We start from the raw sequence: 14,527 nt of genomic DNA, 5'->3' as shown, positions 1-14,527 counted from the left end.
CGTTCGGAGAGGGAGGGGGGAAGCGCCCCGAAGGGGCGCGGGGAACCGCGCGACCGGCCACACGCGGCCCGCAGCCGCCGGAGGACGGGAGCACCCCACCGGGTGGGCGCCGGTCAGCCCTTCACGGCCCCGGTGAGCATGCCCTTCTTGAAGTGCTTCTGGACGAACGGCGAGATCACGGCGACCGGCAGCAGGGCCATCACCATCACGGCCATCTGGACGGCCAGCGCGGAGATCTGCCCGGTCTTGATCGCCTGACTCACACCGACCGGCGCTTCCTGCTTCTGCACCAGCTGGATCATGACGTTCTGCAGCGGCATCATGTCCTGGTCGCTCAGATAGATCGACGCGTTGAACCAGGCGCTCCAGTAACCGACCGCGTAGAACAGTGTGATCACCGCGATGACGGCACGGGAGAGCGGGATGACGATCTGCCAGAGGATCCGCCAGTCGCCCGCCCCGTCGATGCGCGCGCTGTCGATGAGCTCCGGCGAGATGCCCATGAAGAACGCGCGCAGCACCAGGATGTTGAAGACACTCACCGCACTCGGCAGGATCAACGCGAGATACGTGTCGGTCAGGCCCAGGGACTGCACCAGCAGATAGGTCGGGATGAGCCCGGCGCCGAAGAACATCGTCGCAAGCAGGGTCATCAGCAGCCAGCGGTGCCCCAGTGATCCGCTGCGGGACAGGCCGTAGGCGGCCAGCACCGACACCGTCATGGAGAACGCCGTGCCGGCCAGCGTGACGCACACGCTGACGATGGCGGCCCGGGTCACCTGCCCGCCGCTCAGCAGTTCCTGATAGGCGATGAAGGTGATGTCCTTCGGGATCACCACGAGCCCGCCGGCCGCGTTGATGGTCTGCTTCGTGGACAGGCTGGTGACGATGACGATCCACAGCGGGAAGAGGACGGCGAGGCAGGCGGCGGCAAGGACGATGCCCTTGCCGGCGACGCCGGCCTTGCTGGGCTCGTCCTCCCAGACGGGCCTGGGCGGGGCCTCCCACCAGCGGGGTTCGCGCGCCGCCTCGTCGAGGGCGGCCTTGTCGATGACGGCGGTCACTTCTTGTACACCCCCTGCTCGCCCATGAAGTGGGCCACCTTGTTCGCGGCGAGGACCAGCGCCACGCTCACCAGTCCCTTGATCAGGCCGGCCGCGGCCGCGTAGCTGAAGTCCTGGTTGCGGACACCGTTCCACCACACATAGGTGTCGAGGACCTCCGACGCCCCTGGTCCGACGGCGTCGCGTTGCAGCAGGATCTGCTCGAAGCCGACGGTGAGCGCGTCACCGACCCGCAGCACCAGCAACAGGGCGATCACGGGGCGCAGCGCGGGCAGTGTGACGTGCCACATGCGGCGCCAGCGCCCGGCCCCGTCCATGGCCGCCGCCTCGTACAGGTCGGGGCTCACGGAGGCCAGCGCGGCGAGGAAGACGATGATGCCCCAGCCCGCGTCCTTCCAGACGCCCTCGGCCGTCACCAGGAACTTGAAGATCCCGGGGTCGGTCATGAGGTCGAAGCCCTCATAGCCGTGCTGGCGCAGGGTCTGCGCGATGATGCCCGCTCCGCCGAAGATCTGCTGGAAGACGGTGATCACCAGCACCCAGGAGAAGAAGTGCGGCAGGTAGAGGACGGCCTGCGACACCGCCCGGATCCGGGGCCTGATCACGCTGTTGATGAGCAGCGCGAGCACGATCGGGATGGGGAAGAACAGCACCAGCTGGAGGCCGAACAGCACGAGCGTGTTCCGCACGGCGTCCCAGAACGCCGAGTCCGCGAAAATCCGCTCGAACTGCTCGACACCGACCCAGGGGCTTTCCAGCATCGCGACGAAGCCGTTGTCGCTGACGTAGGGGTCGTACTCCTGGAAGGCGACGACGTTGCCCAGGATCGGTATGTAGTTGAAGACCAGGACCAGCGCGACGGCCGGCAGGGTCATCAAGATCAGCGTGCGGTCGCGGCGGAACCGCAGTCGGAGGCTCAGTCTGCCGGAGCGCTTGCTGCCCGGCCCCTCCCCGGGGGCGTCCGCCGCCCGGGGAGCCGTCTCGGTCGTGTCGGCCTCGGCCCTGCTGCGAGGCACCGTGCTGTGGGACACGGTCATCTCCTTGCCTCAGCGCCGGATCACTGCGTGGAACCGTTGTCGTCGTGCAGCTTCTGGTACCAGTCCCGCAGCTTGTCGCCGCCCTGCTTCTTCCAGTCGGAGACGGCCTGCTGCATGTCGCTGATCTTCTTGCGGCCACGGACGATGTCGTCCTCCAACTGCTCGAAGTCGTTCGAGAGGTTGGTGTAGCGGGCCGGTTCGGTGATCTGCATGCCCCAGAAGGTGGACTTCTTGGTGAAGGCGCCCATCCGCTGCTGCCACTCCACCTGCTCCTTCGCGATCTCCGGAAGGTCCGGGTGCGCGATGGTCGGGGCGGGGCTGGCGATCATCACATAGGCGTTGATGACCTCCTGGTTGCCCTTGTCGTTCTTGGTGGGCACCCCGTCCTTGACGGTGTAGTGCGTGCCCTCCACCCCGTAGTTGGTGAGCATGTACTCCTTGGTGCCGTACGGGGCGGCGGTGACGTTGGCGGCGGCGAGGACGTCCTCGACCACGGCCTTGGAGGCCTTCTTGTTGACGAAGGCGAAGATGCCCGCGGGAGATCCGGCCCACAGCTGGGGGTCGCCGCCGTCGGCGCCGAAGATGTCCATGCCGGAGATGCGGAATTCGGAGTTCTGGCCCGCCTGCTCGGCCATCTTGCCCCACCAGTCCGAGATGTTGCCGTTGTACATCAGCACCTGCCCCGCGGTGAACCGGTCAGCCGGCGTGCCCTGGACCGCCTTGGCGTCCGGGTGGACCACACCCGCCGCGTAGAGCTTGCGCGTCCACTCCAGGGCCTCGAGGAACTCCTCGGTCTCCACCCGGTAGATCATCTTGCCGTCGGTCAGATTCCAGCCGAGCGGCTTCTCGCTGCCGGAGAGCACGCCGAAGAATTGGAAGGCGGACCACTTCATGTCGTCACAGGCCCACACCTTGGACTTGGGCCGGTTGATCTCCTTGGCGAGGGCGAGGTACTCGTCCGGGGACTTGGGGAGCTCGTAGCCCTCCTTGTCGAAGATGTCCTTGCGGTAGAAGGGCACGATGCCGGTGACGGCGGGGGCGGGCTGGGGCAGGCCGCGCAGCTTGCCGCCGAAGATGGAGTACTGCCAGGCACCGCTCGGGATCGCCGCGAGGTTCGGGTACTTCTTGATCGCGTCCCCGGACAGATACGGGCCCAGGTCGGCGAACTTGCTGATGATGGCGCTGGGTATCTTGCCGCCCATGTTCCAGCTCGGGATGACCACGACGTCCGGCAGGTCGCTGGAGGCGAGCACCGCGCCCAGCTTCTCGTCGTAGGTGTTGCCGTCCTGGTTCTGCCACGTGATGTCGACGCCGATCAGGTCGTTCATCGTCGTGTAGTAGGGGTTGGCGCCCTTCGGCGGTGTGCCCCAGAACGGCGACATGATCTTGATGTGGCTGCCCTTGCCGAGCTTCTTCGGCACCGAGGTCTTGAGGCCGGCCAGGTCGAGCTTGGCCGTGAAGCCCATGGCCGAGCCGTTCTTGGACGGGATGTCCGGCGCCACCACGTTGCTCGCGACGTAGGCCGGCAGCAGCTTCTTGGCGCTCTTGCCGGACGTCGTGCCGTCCTTCGACCCACCCTCCGACCCGCCGCACGCGGCGAGCAGCGGCATCCCGCCCGCCACGGCCGCGGTGGCCACTGCCGTGGAGGCGAGGAAACTTCTGCGGCTCGGTCCGGAGGAGGCGGAGGCGGCGTTCGGCGTCATTGCGTCAACCCTTCATGGCGCACCAGGACACCCGGCGGAAGGCCGTCGGCTGTGGTGTCTCGAGTGGAACTGGCTGAGCAGAAGCGGAACTTCGACCAGAGGGGCCTCTGCAGTCGAAGCGCTTCGATGTTGCTGTGAGGTTAAGTGAACACCCCAGGGTGCACAAGGGTCGTCCCCAAACTTCTCATAGGCATCAGAGTGGACCGTTCTTCGTGCCCGGCTTGAAGTGACAGCGCTTGTCTCTTGACACCCGTCCCTCCACCCGCCCAGCATCGAAGCGCTTCGAAAGCGCCTCGTCGTTCCAGCACAGGGGGATCCCCACGTGACCGCACCCACGCCACCCACCGCACCCTTTCGCGACCCGCGGCTGCCCTTCGCGAAGCGCGTCGACGATCTGCTGGGGCGGCTCACCCTCGACGAGAAGATCTCCTTCCTGCACCAGTTCGCGCCCGCCGTCCAGAGGCTCGGCGTCGCCGCCTTCCGTACCGGCCAGGAGGCGCTGCACGGCGTGGCGTGGATGGGCCCTGCGACGGTGTTCCCGCAGGCGGTCGGCCTGGGCGCGACCTGGAACCCGGAGCTGGTGCGGCGCGTCGGCGACGCGGTGTCCAGGGAGGTCCGCGCGATGCGCGCCAAGGACGACCGGGTCGGCCTGAACGTCTGGGCTCCGACGGTCAATCTGCTGCGCCACCCCCTGTGGGGCCGCAACGAGGAGGGCTACTCGGAGGACCCGAAGCTCACCTCGGCGATCGCCACGGCCTACACCCACGGTCTGCGCGGTGACCACCCCGTCTACTGGCGCACCGCGCCCGTGCTGAAGCACTGGCTGGCCCACAACAACGAGACGGACCGCTCCACCACGTCGAGCTCGGTGCGACCGCGCGTGCTGCACGAGTACGACCTGCGGGCCTTCCGCGAGACCGTCGAGGCGGGCGCGGTGGCCGGGGTCATGCCCGCGTACAACCTGGTCAACGGCCGCCCCAACCACGTCTCCCCGTACCTGGCAGCACACCTGCGGGCCTGGACCGACGAGGACCTGCTCGTCTGCTCCGACGCGGGGGCGCCGACCAACCTCGTCGACGCCGAGCACTACTTCGACACCCACGAGGAGGCCACGGCCGCCTCCCTCGTCGCGGGTGTCGACAGCTTCACCGACCACGGCACGGACTCCTCGCAGATGACCGGGCGGCTGCGCGGCGCCCTGGAGCGCGGCCTGCTGACCGAGACCGATGTGGACACCGCCGTCCGCCGTCAGCTCTCGGTGCGTTTCCGGCTCGGCGAGTTCGACCCGGAGGACGACCCGCACGGCGCCACCGCCGCGTTCGACACCCCGGAGCACCGGGCCCTCGCCCGGGAGGCGGCCGAGCAGGCGATCGTGCTGCTCAAGAACGACCATGTGCTGCCGCTCGCCCCGGACACCCGGATCGCGGTGGTCGGGCTGCTCGCCGACGAGTGCAAGCTCGACTGGTACAGCGGCACGCTCATCCACCGCTCCACCCCGCTGGAGGGCCTGTACGAGCGGTTCGGCGCGCAGCGGGTCGAGTTCGCCGAGGGAGCGGACCGGGTCCGGTTGAAGACCTCGGCGGGCGCGTTCCTGCACGTGCCGGTGGTGGAGGACGCCGCCGACGAGACGCGCGGCGCCGAGGGCGCGCTCGACCCGGCGCTGCTCGCGGGCCGCACCGACCTGCCCCCGCTCACCACGGACGCGTCCGGCACCGAACTGGCTCTGGTCGACTGGGGCCAGGGGGTGCTGACCCTGCGCGCCCCCGACGGCCGCTATCTCTCGGTCGCCGAGGACGGCTGCCTGCGCGCCTCCGCCGACCAGCCGGGCGGCTGGGTGGTGCAGGAGACGTTCCGTCTGGAACCGCACGGGGAGGGGCACCTCCTGAAGCACCTGGGGACGGGTCGTCACGTGTGTGTCTCCGCCGACGGCGTGAAGGTTGCCGACGCGGATCCCGAGGTCTTCGAGCTGGTCGTCACCGAGCGCGGCGAGGAGGCGGTGGCGCGTGCCGCCGCGGTCGCCGACGTGGTCGTGGTGGTCGCGGGCAACGACCCGCACATCAACGGCCGCGAGACCGAGGACCGTACGACCCTGCGTCTGCCGGAACAGCAGGAGCGGCTGCTGCGGGCGGCCCGGGCGGCGAACCCGGCCACCGTGCTGGCGCTGGTCTCCGCCTACCCGTACGCCGTCGATCCGGCCGAACTGCCCGCCGTGCTGTGGACCGCGCACGGCGGCCAGGCGGCCGGCACCGCCCTGGCCCGCGTCCTGGCCGGTGACGTCTCCCCCGCCGGCCGTCTGCCGCAGACCTGGTACGCCGACGACGCCGACCTGCCGGGCCTGCTCGACTACGACGTGATCGGCGCCCGCCAGACCTACCTGTACTTCGAGGGGACGCCGCTGTTCCCGTTCGGGCACGGCCTGTCGTACACGTCGTTCGCGTACGGCGGCCTGACGGCGCGGGCCGAGGGCGAGACCGTGCGCGTCTCCTTCTCCGTCACCAACACCGGTGACGTCACGGCCGACGAGGTGGCCCAGCTCTACGCCCGGGCCGCCGACGCGTCCGTGCCGCGTCCGCGCCGCGAGCTGCTGGACCACCGCCGCGTCACCCTCACCCCCGGGGCGACGGCCCAGCTCGGCTTCGAGGTCCCGCTGAGCGCCTTCGCGTTCTGGGACGTCGCCCAGGACCGGTGGCGCGTGGAGCCGGGCGCGTACGAGCTGCTGGCCGGGGCGTCCAGCGAGGACGTCCGGCTGCGCACGACGGTCACGCTCGACGGTGCGCCGGCCCTGCCGCGCGCGGTCCTCGCGCAGGGCCTGGCCGTGGCCGGGTTCGACGAGCAGAGCGGCATCGAGATCGTCGACCGGACGAAGGTCTCGGGCGACGCCGTGACGCCGGGGGGCAGCGGGGTGGGCGAACTGCTCTACCGCGCCTGCGACTTCGGGCCGGGCGTTCGCGAGGTGACGGTGGAGGTGGCCGGCGCGGGCACGTTCGAGCTGTCCCTCGACGGCGGACCGGCACTCGCGGTGCTGTCGCCCGCCGCACCGGCCTCGGGCCCGTACGACTACGTCCGGCTGAGCGCGCCCGTCGCCGCCTCGGGCGTCCACGACGTGCGCCTCGGACTGCGCGGCCCGCTGCGGCTCGCGCACGTCGGCTTCTCCGGTTGAGGGTCCGGAGCAGGCCGGCACAGAGAAGGGGCCCGGCACCGGAAGGCATCGGTGCCGGGCCCCTTCGCGGAGCTTATATGAAAATCGTTTCCATAAGCCAGAGGGTGGGGCAGCGGTGCGTCAGAGGTCGATGCCGGTGAGGACCAGCACCCGCTCGTACGTGTAGTCCTCCATGGCGAACCGCACGCCCTCGCGGCCCACGCCGGACTGCTTGACGCCGCCGTACGGCATCTGGTCGGCGCGGTAGGACGGCACGTCGCCGATGACCACGCCGCCGACCTCCAGGGCCCGGTGGGCGCGGAAGGCGGTCTGCAGGTCGTGGGTGAACACGCCCGCCTGCAGGCCGTACTTGGAGTCGTTGACGGCGGCGAAGGCCGCGGCCTCGCCGTCCGCCTTCTGCACGGTGAGGACCGGCCCGAAGACCTCCTCGCAGGAGATCGTCACGTCGGCCGGGACCTCGGCCAGGACGGTCGGCGCGTAGGAGGCCCCGTCGCGCTTGCCGCCGGTCAGCAGCCGGGCACCGGCGTCCACGGCCTCCTGCACCCACGTCTCGACGCGCTTCGCGGCGTTCTCGTCGACCAGCGGGCCGACGTCCGTCTTGTCGTCACCCGGGTCGCCGGTGACCTGGGCCTCGACGGCGGCGACGATACGCGGCAGCAGCCGGTCGTACACCGCGGCGTCGGCGATGACCCGCTGCACGGAGATGCAGGACTGGCCGCCCTGGTAGTTGGAGAAGGTGGCGATGCGGTTCGCCGCCCGGTCCAGGTCCTCGTCGCTCGCCCAGTCGGCGAGGACGACGGCCGCGCCGTTGCCGCCCAGCTCCAGGGTGCAGTGCTTGCGCGGCACCGAGTCCATGATCGCGTAGCCGACCTTCTCGGAGCCCGTGAAGGAGATGACGGGCAGGCGCTCGTCCTGCACGAGCGCGGGCATCTTGTCGTTGGCGACCGGCAGGATGCTCCAGGAGCCGGCCGGCAGCTCGGTCTCGGCCAGCAGCTCGCCGATGATCAGGCCGGACAGCGGGGTGGCGGGGGCCGGCTTCAGGATGATCGGGGCACCGGCGGCGATGGCCGGGGCGATCTTGTGGGCACAGAGGTTCAGCGGGAAGTTGAAGGGCGCGATGCCGAGCACGACGCCCTTGGGGAAGCGGCGGGTGAGGGCGAGCCGGCCCTGGCCGCCGAGGTCGGTGTCGAGCCGCTGGGCCTCGCCGCCGTTGAACCGCCGGGCCTCCTCGGCCGCGAAGCGGAACACGGACACGGCCCGGCCGACCTCGCCGCGCGCCCACTTCAGCGGCTTGCCGTTCTCGGCGGAGATCAGCTGCGCGATCTCCTCGATGCGCTCGGCCAGACGCTTGCTGACGTGGTCGAGGGCGGCGGCCCGGACGTGGGCGGGGGTGGCGGCGAACTCGTCCAGCGCGGCGTGCGCGGCGGCCACGGCCTCCTCGACCTGCGCGTCCGTCGGCACGCTCACCTTGCCCACGAGCCGTCCGTCCCAGGGGGAGGTGACGTCGAAGGTTTCCTCGCCGGTGGCCTGGCGGCCGGCGAGCCAGAAGGCGTGGGTGGAGGTCATGTGGGTTCCGGCCCTTCGGCGTTGGGGGTGATCCTGTGCTACCGGACCAACCGTAGGCGCGAGCCGGCCGAACGGCGTTTGTCCGAGCCGTAGCAGTGGGGGACGCCGACACTCCGGTTTGGCTATTCGGTGGAGACCGCCTTCAGGGCCAGCCACAGCTCCATCCGGACGTCCGGGTCGTCCAGGGACCGGCCGAGGATCTCCTCGACGCGGCGCATGCGGTAGCGCAGGGTGTGCCGGTGGACGCCGAGCCGGGCCGCCGCCGCGTCCCACTGGCCGTGCTTGGACAGCCAGGCGTGCAGGGAGGAGACGAGGTCGCCGCGGCCCGTGGCGTCGTGCTCGTACAGCGGCCGCAGCATGCCGTCGGCGAAGGCCCGTACCGCGTCGTCCGCCAGCAGCGGCAGCACCGATCCGGCCGCCATCCGCTCGTGCTCCACGAGGACCCGCCCGCGCCGCCTCGCCACCGACAGCGCCTGCTCGGCCTGCTTGTACGCGGCGGACGCGGCTATGGGCCCGGCCGGTGCCGACAGACCGACGACGAGTTCGTCGTCCTCGCCGCCCGGCACCTTCTCGCGTATGCCGGCCCGGGCCGCCTCCAAGGCGGCCGCGTACTCCCCGCAGGCCGCCGCGGCGGCGCCGCCGTCCGCGGCCAGCACCACCAGCCGCTCCCCCTCCGGCACGACCAGCACGGCCTCGCCGGCCCGGGCCGCCGCGGACTCCATGACGTCGGCGAGGACCGCGAGGGGGTCACCGCCGGTGTCGGCCGCGGCGAGTGCGGCGGCCGAGGACCGTTCGGCGGGCGGGGCGCCCTTGCGCGCCTCGGCACGGGCCAGCGCGGCCGACGCCGACACCGGCACCCGCTCCGCGACCAGCATCCGGAACGGGGCGTCCAGCAGCTCGCCGTACAGGTCCCCGGCGACCGCGCGCGCGTGGTCCGGCTCCCCGGCCAGCAGCATGCGCAGCACCGCCGCTCCGACGCGCTGCTCGGCCGCCTGGAGGGACCGGGAGCGTTCCGTGGTCAGGGTCAGCAGGGCGATGGCCGAGTGGACGGCGTAGCGCTCGGCGGTGCCCGGAGCGGCCGCGGTGCCCACGGCGAGGGCCGCGCGGGGGCGGCGGCCGGTGCCGATGGTGTGCAGCTCGACCCGGTCCTCGTTCTCCGGCCCGCCGGACACGGAGGAGGCGGGGGCCGGGCGGTCCCGCAGCTTCTGCACGTCACCGGTGAGCCGCGCGGCACGCCGCCCCGCCCACTCCGGTGCCGTCGCGACGACGGCGCCCGAGGCGTCGTACAGCGCCGCCCAGCCGTCGACCTGCGCGGCCAGCGCGGCCAGCAGCCCCTCCGGCCCGCCGGTCTGGGCCTGCCGGGTCAGTTCGCGCTGGGCGGCGAACCCGGCGGTGACGGCCCGGTACTGGTCGGCGGCGATCGCGGCGGAGACGGCCTTGCTGATGGCGAGGAACGGTGTGCGGCGCGGCACCTCGAGCAGCGGCAGCCCCTCCTTCTCGGCCGCGTCGACGAGCGCCTTGGGGATCTCCTCGTAGTTGACGCCGACGGCGAAACCCAGCCCGACCACTCCGGCCCCGGCCAGCCGGTGGACGTAGCGGCGCATGACCTCCGGGTCCTCGGCGTCCAGCTTGAGCGCGGTGATCAGCAGCAGTTCGCCGCCCTCCATGTAGGGGACGGGGTCGGCGAGCTCGCTGACGTGCGCCCAGCGGACCGGCACGTCGAGGCGGTCTCCGCCCGCCCGCACGGTCAGTTTCAGCGCGGAGTGGTGGACGAGCGAGGCGAGCGTCGGGGGCATGAGGCCTTCTGCGTCAGGGCGGTGTGGTCTCTGTGTTCATTTTGGCCGCCACGTATGAACGACCTGTGACGATTCTGCCTCACCGTACGGTCCCCGCGTATCCGCACCGGTGGGTAACGGTCAGTTCCGCAGGTCCACCAGCAGCGGAGGCGCGTGCTCGCCCTTGACGTCGGTCAGTGACAGCACGGCATGGCCCGCCGGCACGGCGTGCGCCAGCTCCGAGGCGGACCAGCGCTCCCGCTCGACCTGCCGCACGGTCACCGCCCGCGCGGTCGGGGCCTTGCCGGTGATCACCCGGCGCAGCATGTGCACGGCCTTGCCCGCCGGGGTCTCCGCGATGATCTGCCGGTCGGTGACGTCCCGGGCCTCGGTCCACTCCTTGCCCCACACCTCGGCGAAGTCCTGCCCGTCCCAGGGCGTGAGCCCCGACAGCGCCATCCGGCAGCCGGTCGCGCCGAGCAGCGGCCCGCGCAACGGCCGGGCCACGTCGTCGAGCGACCGCAGGGTGAGCACGACCCCGGCGTTGCCCGACCGCAGCCGCTGGATGCCGCGCACGGCCTCGGGCGTCACCACGCCCGTCGCGTCGTCCAGCAGCAGGCAGGCGAACAGCGACCGGTCCTCGCGTACGGCGACACTCGCCGTGAACTGCGCGAGCACCAGCCGCGCGAGCATCCTGGAAGCGTCGGCGTGGCCGCGCTGGGGCAGGTCGATGCGCACCCGCACCGGGTGGTCGAGGGCCTTGAGCGTGAAGGGCCGGGACTGTCCGGAGGTGTCGAAGAACCCGGCGAAGGCGGGCCGGTCGAGCAGCGCGACGCGATCGCCCAGCACCCCGCCGACGTCCCCGGGCTGCCCCATCTGCCGCTCCCGGGCGTCGAGTTCCCGCAGCAGCGACTCCTGTCCGGTCTCCTGGAGCCCCTGCCGCAGCGCGGCGAACGGCCCCGGCGCCCCGTCGAGCAGCTGCCGCAGCTCCGGTACGGAGGGGAAACGCCCGTGCACGGCCCGGAACGGCCCGAGCAGCTGGGCGAGGACGGTGGTGGACCGGCGGCTGTCGCTGCCGGGGTGCGGGTCGGCGAGATCCCCTACGAGCGCCTCGGCGAGCACGGCCGCGGCCTCGTCCGGGTCACCGGTGCCGCCGTACAGGTCGAGGTCGTACTCGGACTCCTGGTTCCCGATGCGCACGACCACGTCGTAGGCGTCGGCCGGCCCGAGCCCGGCACCGGCCGCCCCGACGACGACCACGGCGGCCCGCCCGGCGAGAGCGTGCAGGCAGAGCGACTCGGCGAGGGGCCGGACGACGGTCCCGGTCTTGCCGGATCCGGCCGGGCCGACGGCGACGAGCGAGGTGCCGAGCAGGTCGGGCCCGAGGGCGAGCCCCGTGCCGCGGTAGGTGTAGGGGTTGCGGACGTCGTCGACGGTGGTGCCCAGCCGCACCTGCCCGGTGACGAGGTCGTGCCGGGCGAGCCGGGCGGGCAGGTCACGCTCCCCCGAGGGGTGCAGGCATGCGGCGGAACCGTCCTTGAGCACGGCGCCGCTGAAGGAGGCGAGGCTGTGCCGCCCGGTGCGCACCCCCTGCCAGGCACGCAGGATCCGGGCGTGGTCGACGTCCCGCATCAGCCCGGAGCGGGCCTCGGCGGCGAGCCGCTCGGCGGCGTCGGGGGCCCCGGCGGCACGCAGCTCGTTCCACTGGGCCGGGTCGTCCTCGGGGGCCGTGGGCACCGCCTGGGCCTCCGGCCGGCGGAAGCGGGGCGTGACGAAACGGCGCCACACCTCGCCCCAGCGGCCGAGCCGGGCCGCCCCGATCATGATCGCCAGGGCGACTAGCACCTCGTAGCCCTGGTAGACGATGAACGTCCCGGTCGCACCGAGATCGCTGTCACCGCCACGCCAGGCGTCGGGGACGATCAGGTCGAACGGCACCCACCACCAGGTGCCGAGGTAACCGTTCTGCAGCAGCGACCAGATCAGCCATCCCACGAGGAAGGCGATCAGCGCCCCGCTCAGCAGCTGCCGGGTGGGGATCTCCTCGGGTTCCTCCGCGGGCCGCGGCCGGTGCCCGAAGCGCCACACGCCCGGCGCGGCGTCGGGGCGCGGCGCCCGAAGCCAGGCGAGGAACGCCGAGCCGTCCGGCGGCGGCGGCATCCCCGGCGCCCGGGGCGGGAGGGGAGGCATCGCCGGCACCTCCGCAGGCCCCGCCGGGCGCGGCACGGGACCCGCATGCGTACCCCGCGCCTCCTGCGTCCCGTCGCTGTCCATCGCCCTTGCCCCCTGACCAGCCGCTCCGTCCACCATCAGCGAGCCAATCTAACGCCCTCTCCTGGGGAGTTCACCGCTTACACGGCCGGGTGGTGGGCACCGGTCCACCAGAGTGCCATGTCCACCCCGGACAAGGCGCCCCGCCGACAACGCCCACATGGAGCATGCCCACCCTCCTTCCCCCGCCCTAGCCTGCGAGAAAAGAAGCCAAGCGTCCGCACAGACCATCCGCACCACCCCAGGAGCCCCGCATGACCGCACTTCCGCAGGAGCGCCGCGTCGTCACCGCCATTCCCGGCCCGAAGTCGCAGGAGCTGCAGGCCCGCCGTACCGCCGCGGTCGCTCAGGGCGTGGGGTCCGTGCTGCCCGTGTTCACGGCGCGCGCGGGCGGCGGGATCATCGAGGACGTCGACGGCAACCGGCTCATCGACTTCGGGTCGGGCATCGCCGTGACGTCCGTGGGCGCCTCCGCCGAGGCCGTCGTACGGCGGGCGTCGGCGCAGCTGGCCGACTTCACCCACACCTGTTTCATGGTCACGCCCTACGAGGGGTACGTCGAGGTCGCCGAGGCGCTCGCCGAGCTGACCCCCGGTGACCACGCCAAGAAGAGCGCCCTGTTCAACTCGGGCGCCGAGGCCGTCGAGAACGCCGTGAAGATCGCGCGGGCGTACACCAAGCGGCAGGCCGTCGTGGTGTTCGACCACGGCTACCACGGGCGCACCAACCTGACGATGGCGCTGACCGCGAAGAACATGCCGTACAAGCACGGCTTCGGGCCGTTCGCGCCCGAGGTGTACCGCGTGCCGGTGGCGTACGGCTACCGCTGGCCGACCGGGCCCGAGAACGCCGGCCTCGAGGCCGCCGCGCAGGCCATCGACCAGATCAGCAAGCAGGTCGGCGCGGAGAACGTCGCCGCGGTCATCATCGAGCCGGTGCTCGGCGAGGGCGGCTTCATCGAGCCGGCCAAGGGCTTCCTGCCGGCGATCCGGAAGTTCACCGAGGACAACGGCATCGTCTTCGTCGCCGACGAGATCCAGTCCGGCTTCTGCCGTACGGGCCAGTGGTTCGCCTGCGAGGACGAGGGCATCGTCCCGGACCTCATCACGACGGCCAAGGGCATCGCCGGCGGTCTGCCGCTCGCGGCCGTCACCGGGCGCGCCGAGATCATGGACGCCGCGCACGCCGGAGGCCTGGGCGGCACCTACGGCGGCAACCCGGTCGCCTGCGCGGGTGCGCTCGGCTCGATCGAGACGATGAAGGAGCTCGACCTCAACGCCAAGGCGAAGAACATCGAGGCGATCATGAAGGCGCGCCTCGGCGCCATGGCCGAGAAGTTCGACATCGTCGGCGACGTCCGGGGCCGGGGCGCCATGATCGCCATCGAGCTGGTCAAGGACCGCGCCACCAAGGAGCCGAACCCGGAGGCGACCGCCGCGCTCGCCAAGGCCTGCCACGCCGAGGGCCTGCTGGTCCTGACCTGTGGCACCTACGGCAACGTGCTCCGCTTCCTGCCCCCGCTGGTGATCGGCGAGGACCTGCTGAACGAGGGCCTCGACATCATCGAGCAGGCATTCTCCCGCGTCTGAGCCCTCGTCGCGCGCATCTGAGCCGCCGTCCGGGCAGGTGAGCCGCCCCGGTTCCACCACCGGGGCGGTGAGCGGCAGAGGGTGTGAAGAAGGTGTGCGAGGTGGATGACAGGGGGCCCTACGGCCTGTCCTGCGCCCCGCCCCTGTCGTAGGTTCTACCCAGATGAGAGATACACCCCGCCCACAGGGGACTGTGGGTGACATCAGGCCGGGGCCTCCCCAGCTTCGACCTGGTCGTGCCCTCGCGCACACAACCGGAGCCTGAGGCTCTGGATCTCCTCACCGATCGGACAGTCGCCCGCCCCAAACCCCCCGGGGCGCGCGACGTTCCGGTCCGGAACGGCCGCCCCGGAACTCCCCCC

The 14,527-nt window shown here is 71.8% G+C and carries 8 protein-coding genes; 2 read left to right on the top strand and 6 right to left on the bottom strand.

Annotated elements, in window-relative coordinates; all coding sequences use genetic code 11:
• Nucleotides 1-113 precede the first annotated feature (113 nt).
• The 3 genes from ABTX60_RS12205 to ABTX60_RS12195 are packed head-to-tail and all read right to left on the bottom strand — an operon-like array spanning nt 114 to nt 3,804.
• Nucleotides 114-1,064, bottom strand: coding sequence for a carbohydrate ABC transporter permease (locus ABTX60_RS12205; RefSeq protein ID WP_351635487.1), 951 nt, complete (start codon nt 1,062-1,064; stop codon nt 114-116).
• Nucleotides 1,061-2,095 (bottom strand): ABC transporter permease, encoded by a 1,035-nt coding sequence (locus ABTX60_RS12200; protein ID WP_351635484.1) that lies wholly within the window; start codon nt 2,093-2,095, stop codon nt 1,061-1,063. The genes ABTX60_RS12205 and ABTX60_RS12200 overlap by 4 nt, the downstream gene beginning before the upstream one ends.
• A 26-nt stretch (nt 2,096-2,121) precedes the next feature.
• On the bottom strand, nt 2,122-3,804 hold the full coding sequence (locus ABTX60_RS12195) for an extracellular solute-binding protein (RefSeq protein ID WP_352096978.1): 1,683 nt from the start codon (nt 3,802-3,804) through the stop codon (nt 2,122-2,124).
• Between the two features lie 322 nt (nt 3,805-4,126).
• On the opposite strand from ABTX60_RS12195, the gene ABTX60_RS12190 reads away from it, so the two are divergent.
• Nucleotides 4,127-6,964: a glycoside hydrolase family 3 C-terminal domain-containing protein gene (locus ABTX60_RS12190; protein WP_352096977.1), complete on the top strand. Its 2,838-nt coding sequence runs from the start codon at nt 4,127-4,129 to the stop codon at nt 6,962-6,964.
• A gap of 120 nt (nt 6,965-7,084) precedes the next feature.
• Here ABTX60_RS12190 and ABTX60_RS12185 read toward each other — a convergent pair whose 3' ends face one another.
• The 3 genes from ABTX60_RS12185 to ABTX60_RS12175 all read right to left on the bottom strand — a co-directional run bounded on the left by ABTX60_RS12185 (nt 7,085) and on the right by ABTX60_RS12175 (nt 12,579).
• A complete protein-coding gene (locus ABTX60_RS12185; protein WP_352096976.1) occupies nt 7,085-8,530 on the bottom strand; it encodes an aldehyde dehydrogenase family protein in 1,446 nt (481 codons plus the stop codon).
• Between the two features lie 122 nt (nt 8,531-8,652).
• On the bottom strand, nt 8,653-10,326 hold the full coding sequence (locus tag ABTX60_RS12180; protein WP_352096975.1) for a PucR family transcriptional regulator: 1,674 nt from the start codon (nt 10,324-10,326) through the stop codon (nt 8,653-8,655).
• A gap of 120 nt (nt 10,327-10,446) precedes the next feature.
• Nucleotides 10,447-12,579 carry an ATP-binding protein gene (locus tag ABTX60_RS12175; protein WP_352096974.1) on the bottom strand — a complete coding sequence of 711 codons (2,133 nt, stop codon included), beginning with the start codon at nt 12,577-12,579 and terminating at the stop codon, nt 10,447-10,449.
• 251 nt (nt 12,580-12,830) lie between these two features.
• Here ABTX60_RS12175 and gabT point away from each other — a divergent pair, with 251 nt between their 5' ends.
• Nucleotides 12,831-14,165: a 4-aminobutyrate--2-oxoglutarate transaminase gene (gene gabT, locus ABTX60_RS12170; RefSeq protein WP_352096973.1), complete on the top strand. Its 1,335-nt coding sequence runs from the start codon at nt 12,831-12,833 to the stop codon at nt 14,163-14,165.
• Nucleotides 14,166-14,527 lie beyond the last annotated feature (362 nt).

The sequence above is a fragment of the Streptomyces sp. NPDC126510 genome, from assembly GCF_040302345.1.
In the GTDB taxonomy this organism is placed as follows: Bacteria; Actinomycetota; Actinomycetes; order Streptomycetales; family Streptomycetaceae; genus Streptomyces.
The sequence above is the reverse complement of the archived record's forward strand: the minus strand, read 5'-3'. Positions and strand labels throughout refer to the sequence as shown.

What these genes read in the sequence shown, in the direction of transcription:
- ABTX60_RS12195 (WP_352096978.1), bottom strand. Translation starts at nt 3,804, where the DNA reads ATGACGCCGAACGCCGCCTCCGCCTCCTCCGGACCGAGCCGCAGAAGT.
- ABTX60_RS12185 (WP_352096976.1), bottom strand. Translation starts at nt 8,530, where the DNA reads ATGACCTCCACCCACGCCTTCTGGCTCGCCGGCCGCCAGGCCACCGGC.
- ABTX60_RS12180 (WP_352096975.1), bottom strand. Translation starts at nt 10,326, where the DNA reads ATGCCCCCGACGCTCGCCTCGCTCGTCCACCACTCCGCGCTGAAACTG.
- ABTX60_RS12175 (WP_352096974.1), bottom strand. Translation starts at nt 12,579, where the DNA reads ATGGACAGCGACGGGACGCAGGAGGCGCGGGGTACGCATGCGGGTCCC.
- gabT (WP_352096973.1), top strand. Translation starts at nt 12,831, where the DNA reads ATGACCGCACTTCCGCAGGAGCGCCGCGTCGTCACCGCCATTCCCGGC.